Origin of the sequence: Pseudomonas sp. AM14(2022), assembly GCF_036346455.1 — a bacterium.
Classification (GTDB): domain Bacteria; phylum Pseudomonadota; class Gammaproteobacteria; order Pseudomonadales; family Pseudomonadaceae; genus Aquipseudomonas; species Aquipseudomonas putida_A.
In genome coordinates this window covers 57019-70722 of the sequence record NZ_JAOTNY010000006.1, presented here as the reverse complement: position 1 = coordinate 70722, position 13704 = coordinate 57019, and the positions used below count along the sequence as shown (strand labels likewise).

At 60.5% G+C, this 13704-nt stretch carries 15 protein-coding genes; 10 read left to right on the top strand and 5 right to left on the bottom strand.

What is annotated here, in order from left to right:
* Positions 1-5 precede the first annotated feature (5 nt).
* The 4 genes from metX to V3W27_RS14020 all read left to right on the top strand — a co-directional run bounded on the left by metX (position 6) and on the right by V3W27_RS14020 (position 3549).
* On the top strand, positions 6-1157 hold the full coding sequence (gene metX, locus V3W27_RS14035) for a homoserine O-acetyltransferase MetX (RefSeq protein ID WP_330206865.1): 1152 nt from the start codon (positions 6-8) through the stop codon (positions 1155-1157).
* On the top strand, positions 1144-1887 hold the full coding sequence (locus V3W27_RS14030; RefSeq protein ID WP_247268628.1) for an SDR family oxidoreductase: 744 nt from the start codon (positions 1144-1146) through the stop codon (positions 1885-1887). The genes metX and V3W27_RS14030 overlap by 14 nt, the downstream gene beginning before the upstream one ends.
* Before the next feature lie 48 nt (positions 1888-1935).
* A complete protein-coding gene (locus V3W27_RS14025) occupies positions 1936-2850 on the top strand; it encodes an ATP-grasp domain-containing protein (protein WP_330206864.1) in 915 nt (304 codons plus the stop codon).
* 108 nt (positions 2851-2958) lie between these two features.
* The gene (locus V3W27_RS14020) at positions 2959-3549 is read left to right on the top strand and encodes an NUDIX domain-containing protein (protein ID WP_330206863.1); all 591 of its coding nucleotides are present in this window, start codon (positions 2959-2961) and stop codon (positions 3547-3549) included.
* Between the two features lie 128 nt (positions 3550-3677).
* Here V3W27_RS14020 and V3W27_RS14015 read toward each other — a convergent pair whose 3' ends face one another.
* Positions 3678-4193: a methylated-DNA--[protein]-cysteine S-methyltransferase gene (locus V3W27_RS14015; RefSeq protein ID WP_330206862.1), complete on the bottom strand. Its 516-nt coding sequence runs from the start codon at positions 4191-4193 to the stop codon at positions 3678-3680.
* A 150-nt stretch (positions 4194-4343) separates the two neighbouring features.
* On the opposite strand from V3W27_RS14015, the gene ggt reads away from it, so the two are divergent.
* Both ggt and V3W27_RS14005 read left to right on the top strand, forming a co-directional pair.
* Positions 4344-6071, top strand: a complete 1728-nt coding sequence (gene ggt / locus V3W27_RS14010; RefSeq protein WP_330206861.1) for a gamma-glutamyltransferase — start codon at positions 4344-4346, stop codon at positions 6069-6071.
* A gap of 69 nt (positions 6072-6140) precedes the next feature.
* Complete coding sequence (locus tag V3W27_RS14005; RefSeq protein ID WP_330206860.1) at positions 6141-6674, top strand: cysteine hydrolase family protein; 534 nt, start codon at positions 6141-6143, stop codon at positions 6672-6674.
* Positions 6675-6792: 118 nt separating this feature from the next.
* Here the strand turns inward: V3W27_RS14005 and V3W27_RS14000 are convergent, their stop codons facing one another.
* Positions 6793-7347, bottom strand: coding sequence for a TetR/AcrR family transcriptional regulator (locus V3W27_RS14000; RefSeq protein WP_330206859.1), 555 nt, complete (start codon positions 7345-7347; stop codon positions 6793-6795).
* Between the two features lie 241 nt (positions 7348-7588).
* Between V3W27_RS14000 and V3W27_RS13995 the strand changes: the two genes are divergently transcribed.
* Complete coding sequence (locus V3W27_RS13995) at positions 7589-8224, top strand: hypothetical protein (RefSeq protein ID WP_330206858.1); 636 nt, start codon at positions 7589-7591, stop codon at positions 8222-8224.
* 41 nt (positions 8225-8265) lie between these two features.
* Here V3W27_RS13995 and V3W27_RS13990 read toward each other — a convergent pair whose 3' ends face one another.
* Both V3W27_RS13990 and V3W27_RS13985 read right to left on the bottom strand, forming a co-directional pair.
* A complete protein-coding gene (locus tag V3W27_RS13990) occupies positions 8266-8811 on the bottom strand; it encodes a hypothetical protein (protein ID WP_047601640.1) in 546 nt (181 codons plus the stop codon).
* Positions 8812-8893: 82 nt separating this feature from the next.
* Positions 8894-9184 (bottom strand): DUF7693 family protein, encoded by a 291-nt coding sequence (locus V3W27_RS13985; RefSeq protein ID WP_027614703.1) that lies wholly within the window; start codon positions 9182-9184, stop codon positions 8894-8896.
* A gap of 158 nt (positions 9185-9342) precedes the next feature.
* On the opposite strand from V3W27_RS13985, the gene V3W27_RS13980 reads away from it, so the two are divergent.
* Positions 9343-10788, top strand: a complete 1446-nt coding sequence (locus tag V3W27_RS13980) for a SulP family inorganic anion transporter (RefSeq protein WP_225138539.1) — start codon at positions 9343-9345, stop codon at positions 10786-10788.
* Between the two features lie 114 nt (positions 10789-10902).
* Here V3W27_RS13980 and V3W27_RS13975 read toward each other — a convergent pair whose 3' ends face one another.
* The gene (locus V3W27_RS13975) at positions 10903-11796 is read right to left on the bottom strand and encodes a DMT family transporter (protein ID WP_330206857.1); all 894 of its coding nucleotides are present in this window, start codon (positions 11794-11796) and stop codon (positions 10903-10905) included.
* Positions 11797-11884: 88 nt separating this feature from the next.
* On the opposite strand from V3W27_RS13975, the gene V3W27_RS13970 reads away from it, so the two are divergent.
* Positions 11885-13216, top strand: coding sequence for an aminotransferase-like domain-containing protein (locus V3W27_RS13970; RefSeq protein WP_096795617.1), 1332 nt, complete (start codon positions 11885-11887; stop codon positions 13214-13216).
* A 64-nt stretch (positions 13217-13280) separates the two neighbouring features.
* Positions 13281-13667 (top strand): c-type cytochrome, encoded by a 387-nt coding sequence (locus V3W27_RS13965; RefSeq protein ID WP_027614707.1) that lies wholly within the window; start codon positions 13281-13283, stop codon positions 13665-13667.
* Positions 13668-13704 lie beyond the last annotated feature (37 nt).

Sequence of the window (13704 nt, the reverse complement as noted above, 5' to 3'; positions counted from 1 at the left end):
GCATCATGGTGGAAACTCTTCCGGCAGCAGATTACATCGAGTTCGCGCGCCCGTTTCCAATGCATCGTGGAGGTGTACTGGAAGATTTCAGGCTGACGTATGAGACGTTCGGGCAACTGAATGATCGTCGCGACAACATCGTCCTGGTGCTGCCCGGCATGTCCGCCAACAGCCACGTCTGCAGTGTCGCTCGCGATCCTGAGGCGGGCTGGTGGGAGGACTTTGCCGGTTCAGGCAAGCCGATCGATACAGACCGCTGGTATGTGATCTGTTTCAACTATCTGGGGGGTTGCAAGGGCTCGACGGGGCCGCTGTCCACCGAGCGGGCGAGTGGCAGGCCTTACCAGTCGCGCTTTCCCGAGCTGAGCATCGAAGACATCGTCGACACGATCGTCATGGCCGTGAAAGCGCTGGGCATGGCGCAAGTGACCTGCCTGATCGGCGCTTCGATGGGTGGCATGTGTGCGCTGGCCCTGTTGACCCGGTATCCGGGGTTTGTCCGGCATCACATCAACCTGTGCGGCGCGGCCAGTTCGCTTCCCGTGTCCACGGCCTTGCGTTCATTGCAGCGGGAAGCCATTCGCAGTGATCCGCTGTGGGCCGGTGGCGAGTATTCGCCGGATGCGCGCCCGATTCACGGCATGACGCTGGCCCGCAAGATCGGCCTGTTGAGTTATCGCTCCGGCGCGCAATTGAATCGCCGTTTCAGCCGCAGCGATCAGGCGGCGGGGAAATCCGCCGGCATGACCCACGACTTTGAAGTCGAGGATTATCTGCAGGCCAATGCCTGGCGATTCGCGCGGGATTTCGACCCTAACAGTTATCTGCAGCTAAGCCGCGCGATTGATCTTTATGCCTGTCTGACGCTGCCGCAGGGCGGTTTTCAGACTGCCGGGCTGGAGCAGGTTCTGGTGGTCGGCGTCGAGAGCGACACGCTGTTTCCTGTCGCGCAACAGCAGCACATCGCTCAAGGGCTCGAGCAGGATGGTGCCGAGGTGACCTTTGTCCGGCTCGATTGCCCGGACGGCCACGACGCCTTTCTGACCGATCTGCGGGCGTTCGGGCCGCTGCTGGAACATTTCATGAATCGTATTGGTTCCGTCCTTCCTGCGGGCAGGGCGGAGCGTTGTCTGGAGTTGCACGATGAACGATTTTGACAAGGTTGCATTGGTGACAGGTGCCAACCGTGGCATCGGTTTCGAGGTGGCGCGACAACTGGCCGCCGAGGGCGTGACGGTGGTACTCAGTGGCAGGAATTATCAGGCTGTCGCTCAGGCGGCCGACGAGTTGGTCGGCATGGGTCTGAAGGCGTTCCCGTGCCTGATGGATGTCACGGATGAAGACAGCATCGCCTCGGCGGTCAAATTGCTGGAGGCGAAGTTCGGTCGACTGGATATCCTGATCAATAACGCGGCGATCCGTATCGAATCCTACGGGTTGAACCCTTCGCAACAACCACTTCAACAGTGGCGCCAGACGTTTGAAACCAACCTGTTCGGCATGGTCGCGGTGACCCAGCATTGTCTGCCGCTGATTCGCCAGTCTGCGGCCGGGCGCATCGTCAACGTATCCAGTCTGCTGGCATCGCTCACCACCCATACGGACGTCGATTCCTACGCCTATTCACCGATGTTCAAATCCTTGCCGGGCTACAGCGCCAGTAAAAGCGGGGTGAATTCGTGGACGGTTCATCTGGCATACGAGCTTCGCGATACGCCCGTCAAGGTCAATGCCGTGCACCCCGGTTACACCAAAACCGGCATGAATGACGGCGCCGGTGATCTCGATGTGCAGGAAGGCGCGCGGACCAGTGTCGCTCTGGCATTGATTGGTGCCGATGGCCCCACGGGCACTTACCGCCATCAGGACCGCGTGATTCCCTGGTGAGTCGTCGCTGTTTTTCTGCTTCCAACTGTTCAGTAGAAAGGATTCTTCATGATTAAGCTTGCACTCGTCACCGATAAGCCGAACCTGCACATTGACTACGACATGCCGCCATTGCTGGAAGCCTGCAAGCAACTGTCGATCAACGCCGATGTGTGTTTCTGGGACGATCCGTCAGTCGATTGGGCGGCGTATACCGGCGTATTGATCCGTTCACCGTGGGACTGCATTGAAAGCCTCGACGAATTCTTTGCCTGGTGCGACAAGGTGCATGCACTGACCTGCCTGTTGAACGTGCCGTCCGTGGCCCGGTGGGGCTTGAACAAGTTGTACCTGAAGGACATTGCTGCGCGCGGTGTGCCGATTATTCCCAGTGTGTTCCTCGCGCCCGACGACGCTCCCGAGGGTCATCTGGCTGAGTTCCTCGACGCGAACACCGACAGCCATGAATTTGTCGTCAAACCGACGATCGGCTCGTATTCGCGCGGAGTGAAAAGATTTGTCCGCGGCGGTTCCGAGGCCGCGCTGGCGCACATTTGCGCGCTGCAAAAGCGCGGTTCGCACGTGATCATTCAGCCGTACATCACCACCATCGACACTTACGGCGAGACCGACCTGACCTTCTTCGATAACACCTTCAGCCATTCCATCCGCAAGGGCGCCATGCTCATGGCGGACGGTACGGTGAACGTGCCAACCCCCGAATTTCGCCAGCCGCGTGAGGCGGATGCCGAGGAGCAGGCGGTGGCGCTATCGGCGCTGGTGGCTTCTGCCGAGGTGCTCGGGCTTGAGCTGCCGTTGCTCTACGGCCGGGTCGATGTGATCCGCGACTATGACGGTCGGCCGATGATCATGGAAATGGAGATCTGCGAGCCTTCGCTTAACCTGCCGTTTCGCGGCGACAGTGCGATGAACCTGATCAAAGGCGTGCTCAAGCGCATCGACCGGCACCTGGTCGATCTCTGACACCATCCGCGAACACCAGTAAGCAAGCCCGACAGCATTGCCGGGCTTTTTTTGTGCGCGCGATTATTCGACTATGGGCGTTTTCCGATGGCACAAGGAACAGGCGTCATGACCAAGACAGCCGAGCGGGTCAACATTGTCGATACTCAGGTGTTGTCCCACGACTGGTATCTGTTGCAGAAAATCACCTTCGACTATCTACGCAACAACGGTGACTGGCAGCGGCAGACTCGCGAAGTCTACGACCGTGGCAATGGCGCGGCGATTCTGTTGTTCAACCGCGAAAAGCGCACGGTGGTGCTGACCCGCCAATTCCGCTTGCCGGTGTTCGTCAACGGCCACGACGGCTTTTTGATCGAAGTGGCGGCGGGGCTGCTGGAAGGTGCGGCGCCGGAACAGCGGATCCGCGACGAGGCCGAAGAGGAAACCGGTTACCGCGTGCATGAGGTGAAGAAGGTCTTCGAGGCCTACATGAGCCCCGGCTCGGTGACCGAGAAACTGCACTTTTTTATCGCCGAATACGACGCGAAGTCGAAGGTCAGCGAGGGCGGCGGCCTGGAAGAGGAAACCGAAGAACTGGAAGTGCTGGAGTGGCGCTTCGATGAGGCACTGGCGGCGTTTCAGCGCGGCGAGATCTGCGACGCCAAGACCATCATGCTGTTGCAGTATGCGGCGATGAATAATCTTTTCGACAGCTGATTCAGCGTCAATCCATTGTGGCGAGGGAGCTTGCTCCCGCTGTGCTGCGCAGCGGCCCCAGGTTTTTACCCGTGCTGCGCACTGGAGCGGGAGCAAGCGCCCTCGCCACACATATGGCATTTACAGGGTTAAAACAGGTCGCCTGTTCTACCGACATCAGACCAGTCACCGCCCTCCAGCGTCAGCAACCGCTCTTTGGCCTCAAGCCCGCCCGCAAACCCGGTCAACTTCCCCGACGCGCCGATCACCCGATGACACGGCGCCACAATCGAAATCGGATTGCGCCCGTTCGCCGCGCCCACTGCACGCACCGCCGTCGGGTTGCCGATCTGCTCGGCGATCTGACTGTAAGTGCGGGTTTCGCCAAACGGAATGGTCAGCAGCGCCGCCCAGACCTTCTTCTGAAATTCGGTGCCGACAAAGTCCAGCTCCAGATCGAAACGATCACGGCGGCCGGCAAAATATTCCTCAAGCTGCTGCGCGGTTCGCTGCAGCAGCGGATTGTCCGGCGCTTCGCTCATCGGACCGAGGCGCACCCGGCCCGGTTTGTCGTTTTCCCAGAGGATGGCCGCCAGTCGTGAGCCGTTCGCAACCAGCTTCAATTCGCCGACCGGTGAGGGCAGGGTGATGAACGTGTACGACATGGGCAGAACTCCGGATCGGTACGGCGAGAGCGCCCAGCATACTGCCTGAGCGGGGAGGCGCAAATCGCAATAGCGACCATACTGCTTGGTGCTTTTGCTGCGTTCCCCTCTGTTCTGCACAGAACCCGAAAACAAAAAAGAGATCGACTCATGAAGTACGAACCTTTGGCCAAAACGCTGATTGCGACGTCACTGGCACTGAGCTGCCTCATGGCCCACGCCGCTTCCGTAGCACCGGTTGCCGCCGAAAACGGCATGGTGGTCACCGCTCAACACCTGGCCTCGCATGTCGGTGTCGATGTGTTGAAAAACGGCGGTAACGCGGTGGATGCGGCGGTCGCTGTGGGCTATGCGCTGGCGGTGGTGTATCCCGCCGCAGGCAACCTCGGCGGTGGCGGTTTCATGACCATTCAACTGGCGGACGGGCGCAAGACGTTCCTCGACTTCCGTGAAAAAGCTCCGCTGGCGGCGACTGCCAACATGTATCTGGACAAGGACGGCAACGTCGTTCCGGATTTGAGTACCCGTGGTCACCTCGCCGTGGCGGTGCCGGGCACCGTGTCGGGCATGGAGCTGGCGCTGAGCAAGTACGGCACCAAACCGCGCAAGGACATGATCGCCCCGGCGATCAAACTGGCTGAGGACGGTTTCGAACTGGAGCAGGGCGACGTCGATCTGCTGGACTACGCCACCGATATGTTCAAGAAGGACATGCGTGATTCCGGCTCGATCTTCCTGCACAACGGCGAACCGATGCAGGTCGGGCAGAAACTGGTGCAAAAGGATCTGGCGAAAACCCTGCGCACCATTTCGGAAAAAGGCGCTGACGGTTTCTATAAAGGCTGGGTGGCCGACGCCATCGTCACGTCCAGTCAGGCCAACAAGGGCATCATCACCCAGGCCGACCTCGACAAATACAAGACCCGCGAACTGGCCCCGGTGGAGTGCGATTACCGTGGCTACCATGTGGTTTCGGCGCCACCGCCAAGCTCCGGCGGGGTGGTGATCTGCGAGATCATGAACATTCTCGAAGGCTATCCGATGAAGGATCTGGGCTTCCATTCCGCCCAGGGCATGCACTACCAGATCGAAGCGATGCGCCACGCCTATGTCGATCGCAACAGCTATCTGGGCGACCCGGATTTTGTGAAGAACCCGATCGAGCATCTGCTGGACAAGAACTACGCCACCAAGCTGCGCAACGCGATCCAGCCGCAGAAGGCCGGGATCTCCGCCGAGCTGAAACCCGGCGTCGCCCCGCATGAAGGCAACAACACCACGCACTATTCGATCGTCGACAAGTGGGGCAACGCAGTGTCTGTGACTTACACCCTCAACGACTGGTTCGGCGCCGGGGTGATGGCGAGCAAGACCGGTGTGATCCTCAACGACGAGATGGACGACTTCACCTCCAAGGTCGGCGTGCCGAACATGTACGGTCTGGTGCAGGGCGAGGCCAATGCCATCGCCCCGGGCAAAACCCCGCTGTCGTCGATGAGCCCGACCATCGTCACCAAGGACGGCAAAGTGGTGATGGTGGTTGGTACACCGGGTGGCAGCCGCATCATCACCGCGACCTTGCTGACCATGCTCAATGTCATCGACTACGGCATGGGCCTGCAGGAAGCGGTCGACGCGCCGCGTTTCCATCAGCAATGGATGCCGGAAGAAACCAACCTCGAAGACTTCGCCGCCAGCCCGGATACGAAGAAGATCCTCGAGAGCTGGGGCCACAAGTTCGCCGGGCCGCAGGATGCCAACCACATCGCCGCGATTCTGGTCGGCGCGCCGTCGCTGGGCGGTAAACCCGTGGGCAAAAACCGTTTCTACGGGGCCAACGATCCACGGCGTAATACCGGGTTGTCATTGGGTTATTGAGCGGCGTAAAAAGGGCGGCGGGGCTTGGCTCCGTCCCCTGTCTCAAGGATCGATCAAGGAAGGCCCATCATGTCTAGCGCATTGCTGATCATCGACGTCCAACAGGCTCTCTGCTCGGGCGAGTATCAGTGCTTCGACATCCACCGTGTGATCGACACCATTAACCAGCTCAGCACGCGTGCGCGTGAGGCGGGTGTGCCGGTAGTGCTGATTCAGCATGAGGAAAAGGACAGCCCGCTGGCCCATGGGGCCGAAGGCTGGCAACTCGCCGAAGGCCTGCTGACGACAACGCAAGACCTGCGCGTACGCAAAACCACCCCTGATTCGTTCTACCAGACTGACTTGGGCAAACTGCTGGCCAGCGAAGACTTCGAGCGCCTGATCATCTGCGGGCTGCAGACCGACTACTGCGTCAACGCCACCGTGCGCAGGGCGCACGAACTGGGCTACGACGTGGTGCTCGTCGCGGACGCTCACTCCACCGTCGACAACGGCAACATGAGCGCCGAAGACATCATCGCCGAACACAACAAGGATCTGGCGCACCTGACCGGCGCGACGGCCCGGGTCGACGTCAAACCCGCCGTCAAGATCGTTTTCTAAACCAGCGAATCCCCCAGTGGGAGCGAGCTTGCTCGCGAAAGCGGTGAGCCTGTGAAGCATGTGTTGGCTGATCCGACGCCTTCGCGAGCTAGCCCGCTCCCACAATGATTGAGGGTGTTCACCAATTCCCACGCCCAGCACAAATCCCCTGTGGGAGCGGGCTTGCTCGCGAAAGCGGTGAGTCTGTGACGCATGTGTTGGCTGACCCGACGCCTTCGCGAGCAAGCCCGCTCCCACAATGATTGATGGTGTTCACCAATTCCCACGCCCAGCACAAACCCCCTGTGGGAGCGGGCTTGCTCGCGAAAGCGGTGAGCCTGTGACGCATGTGTGGGCTGACCCGACGCCTTCGCGAGCAAGCCCGCTCCCACAATGATTGATGGTGTTCGCGGGCGATGCGGATGCGCGCGGCGATGTAGGCGCGCAGGCCGATCATGGCATCGTCGCTTTCGCGCAACGCCGCTGAGGCTTCCAGCAGCGGTTCGACAAACTCCAGCAGAACCTTGGAATAGAGGTTTTCCTTGGTCTGGAAGTAGTAATACAGGTTGGCCTTGGGCACGCCGGCGCGGGCGGCGATGTCGCGGGTCTGGGTGGCGTCGAAGCCGTTGGCGGCAAATTCTTCGCTGGCGGCGGCGAGGATCAGTTGCTCGTTGCGTACGCGGATAGCGCTCATGGGAACACGGTGTGAATAGAAGGCATGGGCAGATACGGGCAATTTCGGTTTCGCAATATACAAAACTATATAGCGTCGAAGCCAGCTAACCGTTCCACTTGCGACAGGGCGGAGCGGATATTTTTGTGTAAATTTCCTGATTCAGTCTTTCCTCACGCGACCGCTCTCTCTAGAATCCGCCCCGCCTCCGCAATGGAGGCTCATTGCTATCATTTGGCTCGGTTCACATAGGGAAGACAACATGCAATTCGGGAAAATCCTGGCGCTGGGCCTGGTGCTTGCGCTCGGTGGCTGTGCCAGTTTCACCAAAGACGAAGTGGCGCCGGTCAAACTGCCATCGATGGCCAGCTACGCCAACAAACCCAATGTCTATGTGGACTTCGACTTCTATCAGGGCGAGCCGAAAAGCGCTTCGGCCGTAGAAGTGCCGCAGGCACGTGACCAGCTCAAGCCTGAGCTGCAAAAGATTCTGACCGATTCGGGCCTGTTCGGCCGTGTCACCCTGGACGAGTTCCAGAAGCAACCGGGCGACTACAGCCTGCGTCTGAAAATGTACAACCATCCGCCGAATGCCGGTTCGATGGTACTGGGCTTCATCAGTGGTTTCAGCCTGGGGGTGATCCCGGCATACGGTACCGATCAGTACACCATGAGCCTCGAAGCCGTGGACGGCACAGGTCAGGCCCTGACCACCGTGAGCAACCATGATGCGGTCGGTACCTGGATCGGTATCTGGTTCATTCCGCTGATGGGCAACACCCCGAAGGCGGCGGTCAACGACACGTTCGCCCGTCAGGTCAACGCGCTGCTCAAGCAGATGATCGACAACAACAACCTGAAATACTCGGCACTCGAGCCCCGTACTCCACGGGCCTGATGCCAAAAAAAGAGCCGCAATCGCGGCTCTTTTTTTCGCCCTTACTTCAGGGCCTGGATGAACTGAGGATCGCTGTACAGTTCCTTCAGCAGATCGCGCAGCATCGGGTTATAGGCGTTGACCGCGTTCGGAATCGCAATGAAACCAAAGAAGCTGCTGCTCCACTGGCTGCTGACATGCTTGGTCGCGTCGTAAACCACGTTCTGCCCATTAAGCAGGGTGAAGCGTGCCGCGAGTTCGCCATCGCCCGTACCCATGCCGGCCGACAGGTTGTTCTTCACCACCAGCACTTTCAACTGACGCTGAGCCTGCGGATCAAGCAGACCGGCCTTGCGCAGTTCTTCGGTAATCGCGTCCTGGATATGCGCCGGGATGCTGCCGGATGGCGAGCGCACCGGATTGGCCCGCACAGTCAGCGAACCTTCGCCAGACTCGGCAGTTACCTGAGGATTGCTGATCGCTTGCAGGGGCGGGGTCTGCTTGAGCTTCTGAACGTTTTCGAAGCTCGGCTCATAGCGGGTCATGGTCATGCCACAACCTTGCAGCAGCACTGCCAGCATCGGGATCAACAACAGAGACTTTTTCACGGCGTTTCCTTGCGTGAGGAATAAGGGGGGCGAATTATGGGCAGAGTGCCATCATTGGGCAACCGACTTCACCGTGAAGTGCTCAGAGCTTCAACAGATTCTCGATCTGCGCCAGTTCCCAGGTACTGAGCAGATTCACCGGGTCGGTGCCGTAGCGGCTGTTGAATTGCCATTCGCGGCCATCCGGGCAGCGGCACTGTTCACAGTGATGCAAGTGTCCACCCTCAAAATCAAGCAACAGGCGCCAGCCCTCGATATCGACCGCGATCAGTCCGGCATCACTGGGTGTCTTGGATCTGTTGAACATCAGCACGCCCAGCGCAGCCTCGCGCAAGCGCTGGCAAACGTCGCGGGCGGTCAGCAATGCAGTCATGGTCATACTCGGTGGAGGCATAAGCGCGTCAGGATAAATCGCTCGGCCAAGGGTGTCAGCGATCACTGGCCCGATTCCGAACTATTCCGTAACATCCGCACCCCTCATTTTCGCGAACATCCGCGGTCACCCTCGTGGACCGCTCAGTCAGGTAAGCCATGAAACCGAAACGTCTGCGCGCCGATGTCCTGGCCGGACTCACCACCTCATTTGCCCTGTTGCCCGAATGCATTGCGTTCGCGCTGGTGGCGCATCTCAATCCGCTGATGGGCCTGTACGGCGCCTTCATCATTTGTACGCTGACCGCGTTGTTCGGTGGCCGGCCGGGAATGGTCTCCGGGGCGGCGGGTTCGATGGCGGTGGTGATCGTCGCGCTGGTGGTGCAGCACGGCGTGCAGTACTTGCTGGCGACGGTGTTGCTCGGCGGTTTGATCATGATGGCGTTCGGCTTGTTGCGCCTGGGCAAACTGGTGCGCATGGTGCCGCATCCGGTGATGCTCGGTTTCGTCAACGGCCTGGCGATCATCATTGCACTGGCGCAACTGGAGCATTTCAAGAGCGGTGAACATTGGCTCAGCGGCACGCCGCTGTACCTGATGACCGGGCTGGTGCTGCTGACCATGGCCATCGTCTACATCCTGCCGCGCCTGACCCGCGCGGTGCCGCCGGCATTGGTGGCGATCCTCGGCGTGGGCCTGCTGGTCTACCTGTTCGGTCTGCCGACGCGCACCCTTGGCGACATGGCGCACATCGCCGGCGGTCTGCCGACTTTCGCGCTGCCTGACATCCCGTGGACGCTGGAAACCCTGCGCATCATCGCCCCGTACGCGATTCTGATGGCGCTGGTCGGTCTGCTGGAAACCCTGCTGACTCTGAACCTTACCGACGAAATCACCGAAACCCGCGGCTACCCGGATCGCGAGTGCGTGGCGCTGGGCGCGGCGAACGTGGTCTCCGGCGCATTCGGTGGCATGGGCGGTTGCGCGATGATCGGCCAGACCGTGATCAACCTCAGCTCCGGCGGCCGTGGGCGTTTGTCCGGGGTGGTGGCGGGGGTGCTGATTCTGCTGTTCATCCTGTTTCTGTCGCCGCTGATCGAGCGTATTCCGCTGGCGGCACTGGTAGGGGTGATGTTCGTGGTCTCGCAGCAGACCTTCGCCTGGGCCTCGTTGCGGGTGTTGAACAAAGTGCCGCTCAACGATGTACTGGTGATCATCGCCGTGACCACTATCACCGTGTTCACCGATCTGGCCACCGCCGTGCTCTGCGGGATTATCATCGCCGCGCTGAACTTCGCGTGGCAGCAGGCCCGCGAGTTGTACGCCGATGAGCATCTGGAAGCCGACGGCAGCAAACTCTACCGCCTGCACGGCACACTGTTTTTCGCCTCGACCACGCCGTTCCTCAACCAGTTCGACCCGGCCAATGACCCGGCCCGGGTGACCCTGGACTGCCGGCATTTGAGCTTTGTCGATTACTCGGCGATTGCCGCGTTGAAAACCTTGCGTGAGCGATACGCCAAGGCCGGGAAGGAATTGCAGGTGTTTCATCTCTCGGAGCGCTGCAAGAAACTGCTCAAGCGCGCCGGCGTCGAACACCACTGATCAAGTGTGGGAGCGGGCTTGCTCGCGAAGGCAGAGTGTCATTCACCACACCAGTTGACTGACCAAGCGCTTTCGCGAGCAAGCCCGCTCCCACAGATGGGATTCCAAACATAGCTACCCGGCGAACTTCTTCGCCCCGGCCACACAAAGAATCACGCCCACCGTCACCACCAGCATGCCGATGCTGACTTGCTCATGCAGCAACGTCGCTGCCAGCGCCAGGCCGAAAAACGGTTGCAGCAACTGCAGTTGACCAACCGCGGCAATCCCGCCCTGGGCCAGGCCGCGATACCAGAACACGAACGCGATCAGCATGCTGAACAGCGAAACGTAGCCCAGACAGACCCATGCCGACACGCTGATGCCGCTGAACGACGGCGGGGCCAGCCACAGGCTCGCAATTGCCATCGGGGGCAGCGACAAGACCAGCGCCCAACAGATCACCTGCCAGCCACCCAGGATGCGCGACAGTTTTGCGCCTTCGGCATAACCCAGACCACAGACCAGAATCGAGGCGAGCATCAGCAGGTCACCGGTGGGCGAGGCGGACAATCCCTGTGACAAGGCGAACCCCACCACCAGAGCACTGCCGAGGATCGAGAAGAACCAGAATACCGGGCGCGGACGCTCGCCACCGCGCAACACGCCAAACAGCGCAGTGGCCAATGGCAGCAAGCCGACAAAGACGATCGAATGCGCCGATGTCACGTGCTGCAATGCCAACGCGGTCAGCAGCGGGAAGCCGAGCACGACGCCCAATGCCACGATCAACAACGAAAACCACTGATCCCTGGACGGTCGCCGCTCACGGAACAACCACAACAGGGCAACGGCCAGGACGCCGGCAATGGCGGCGCGCGCGACGGTGAGAAACACCGGGTCAAACTCCAGCACGGCCAGGCGCGTCGCCGGCAGCGAGCCGCTGAAGCACACCACGCCAATAAAGCCGTTGATCCAGCCGCTGGTTTTTTCCAGTGCCGGGTTGCTCACGTTTGAAGTCCGTTCCATACGATTCACACTCATTGTGGGTTGCTTTGAGAGAATCCTATGATCGAGAATCAGGACAATCAAAAAATTGTCATGGATACATCCCGACATGTCCCGCTCTCGTTACAAGACCCTCGTCGACACTTACGCCGCCGACATTCGCACCGGACGTCTGGCGCCCGGCACCCGTCTGCCGACGCACCGGCAACTGGCCACGCAGGAAGGGCTGGCGCTGGTCACGGCCTCGCGGGTGTACGCCGAACTCGAAGCCATGGGGCTGGTCAGCGGCGAAACCGGGCGCGGCACCTTCGTGCGCGAAACCTCGTTGTCGCCGGGGCAGGGCATCGACCAGAAAGACGTGGCCGTCGGCATGATCGACCTCAATTTCAACTACCCGTCCTTGCCCGGTCAGACGCAATTGTTGCGCACCGCACTGCGCCAGTTGGCGTTGTCGGGAGATCTGGAAGCGTTGTTGCGCTATCAACCCCATGCCGGCCGGGCCCACGAACGGGCTTCGGTCGCGCGCCATTTGCTCAGTCGCGGTGTCAACGTCGACGCCGAACAAGTACTGCTGGTCAACGGCGCCCAGCAGGGGCTGGCGGTGACGCTGATGGCGTTGCTCAAGCCCGGCGATGTGATCGCCGCCGATGCGTTGACCTATTCCGGGTTCAAAGTGCTGGCCGAGGCGTTGCATCTGGAAGTGGTGGCGATCCCGGTCAACGAGCAGGGGCCGGATCTGGCCGCGCTGGAAAAACTCTGCCGCAGTCGCTCGGTGCGTGCGGTGTACAGCATGCCGACCCTGCATAACCCGCTTGGTTGGGTGATGCCTATCGAGCAGCGCGAAGAATTGGCTGCCATCGCGCGACGGCATGATCTGACCCTTATCGAAGACGCGGCCTACGCTTTTCTGGTGGAAGACCCGCCGCGTCCTCTGATCGACCTGGCGCCTGAGCGCACGGTCTACGTTTCGGGCCTTTCGAAGAACATCGCCACCGGCCTGCGCGTCGGTTTCATTGCCGCGCCTGCGGCCCACGTTCCGGCACTGGAGCGGGTGATTCGCGCAACCACCTGGAACACCCCGGGACTGATGACCGCGATCGTCTGCGGCTGGCTCGACGACGGCACCGTGATCGAACTGGAAGCGCAAAAACGCCACGATGCTCAGGCGCGCCAGGCACTGGCTGCCGAGTTGCTCAAAGGGTTGCCATGCGTCGCCCATCCGAACTCGTATTTCCTGTGGCTGCCCTTGCCGGAAGACGTGCGTGCCGATCAGATTGTGGTGGAGCTGATGCAGAAGCAGATTTCGGTCACCACGGCCGAGCCGTTCGCCGTATCGGCGCATGTGCCGCATGCGATTCGACTGGCCCTGGGTTCAGTGGAAATGGATGTGTTGCGGCAGGCCTTGACCACCGTCAGGAAGGTCATCGCCGCTTACCTGTAAAACAAGGCCCGGGGGACAGATGTTACCCTTGCGCAGCCAGATTCAAGCCGTTCCGGAACCTTAGATGAAAAACACCGTTGCACTCTTGCTTGCCTTGACCGCCACCGCCGTACTGTTCAGCTCGACCACCCGCGCCGCAGGCGATCCGCAGGCCGGCGAAAAGATCTTCCCGCGCCTGTGCGGCGGCTGCCACCAGGTTGGCCCGGATGCGCGCCCGGGGTTCGGCCCGCAACTCAACGGCATCATCGGTCGAGCGGCCGGAACCTCGGCCAATTACGTGTATTCCGAGGCGATGAAAAACTCGGGAAAGACCTGGGACCGCGAAACGCTGACTGCGTATCTGAAAGATCCAAAGGGCGTGGTGCCGGGCACACGAATGATTTTCTGGGGGCTGAGTGACGAGGAGAAGATCGATAATTTGCTGGCGTATCTGCAGCAGTTCTCCAATTAAAGATTTTGCTCGGCCGGCCCGGCAAACCAGGCCAACG

Excerpts from the sequence above, each read along its gene's own strand:
- metX (WP_330206865.1), top strand. The coding sequence starts at position 6 with ATGGTGGAAACTCTTCCGGCAGCAGATTACATCGAGTTCGCGCGCCCG.
- V3W27_RS14030 (WP_247268628.1), top strand. The coding sequence starts at position 1,144 with ATGAACGATTTTGACAAGGTTGCATTGGTGACAGGTGCCAACCGTGGC.
- V3W27_RS14025 (WP_330206864.1), top strand. The coding sequence starts at position 1,936 with ATGATTAAGCTTGCACTCGTCACCGATAAGCCGAACCTGCACATTGAC.
- V3W27_RS14020 (WP_330206863.1), top strand. The coding sequence starts at position 2,959 with ATGACCAAGACAGCCGAGCGGGTCAACATTGTCGATACTCAGGTGTTG.
- V3W27_RS14015 (WP_330206862.1), bottom strand. The coding sequence starts at position 4,193 with ATGTCGTACACGTTCATCACCCTGCCCTCACCGGTCGGCGAATTGAAG.
- ggt (WP_330206861.1), top strand. The coding sequence starts at position 4,344 with ATGAAGTACGAACCTTTGGCCAAAACGCTGATTGCGACGTCACTGGCA.
- V3W27_RS14005 (WP_330206860.1), top strand. The coding sequence starts at position 6,141 with ATGTCTAGCGCATTGCTGATCATCGACGTCCAACAGGCTCTCTGCTCG.
- V3W27_RS14000 (WP_330206859.1), bottom strand. The coding sequence starts at position 7,347 with ATGAGCGCTATCCGCGTACGCAACGAGCAACTGATCCTCGCCGCCGCC.
- V3W27_RS13995 (WP_330206858.1), top strand. The coding sequence starts at position 7,589 with ATGCAATTCGGGAAAATCCTGGCGCTGGGCCTGGTGCTTGCGCTCGGT.
- V3W27_RS13985 (WP_027614703.1), bottom strand. The coding sequence starts at position 9,184 with ATGACTGCATTGCTGACCGCCCGCGACGTTTGCCAGCGCTTGCGCGAG.
- V3W27_RS13980 (WP_225138539.1), top strand. The coding sequence starts at position 9,343 with ATGAAACCGAAACGTCTGCGCGCCGATGTCCTGGCCGGACTCACCACC.
- V3W27_RS13975 (WP_330206857.1), bottom strand. The coding sequence starts at position 11,796 with ATGGAACGGACTTCAAACGTGAGCAACCCGGCACTGGAAAAAACCAGC.
- V3W27_RS13970 (WP_096795617.1), top strand. The coding sequence starts at position 11,885 with ATGTCCCGCTCTCGTTACAAGACCCTCGTCGACACTTACGCCGCCGAC.
- V3W27_RS13965 (WP_027614707.1), top strand. The coding sequence starts at position 13,281 with ATGAAAAACACCGTTGCACTCTTGCTTGCCTTGACCGCCACCGCCGTA.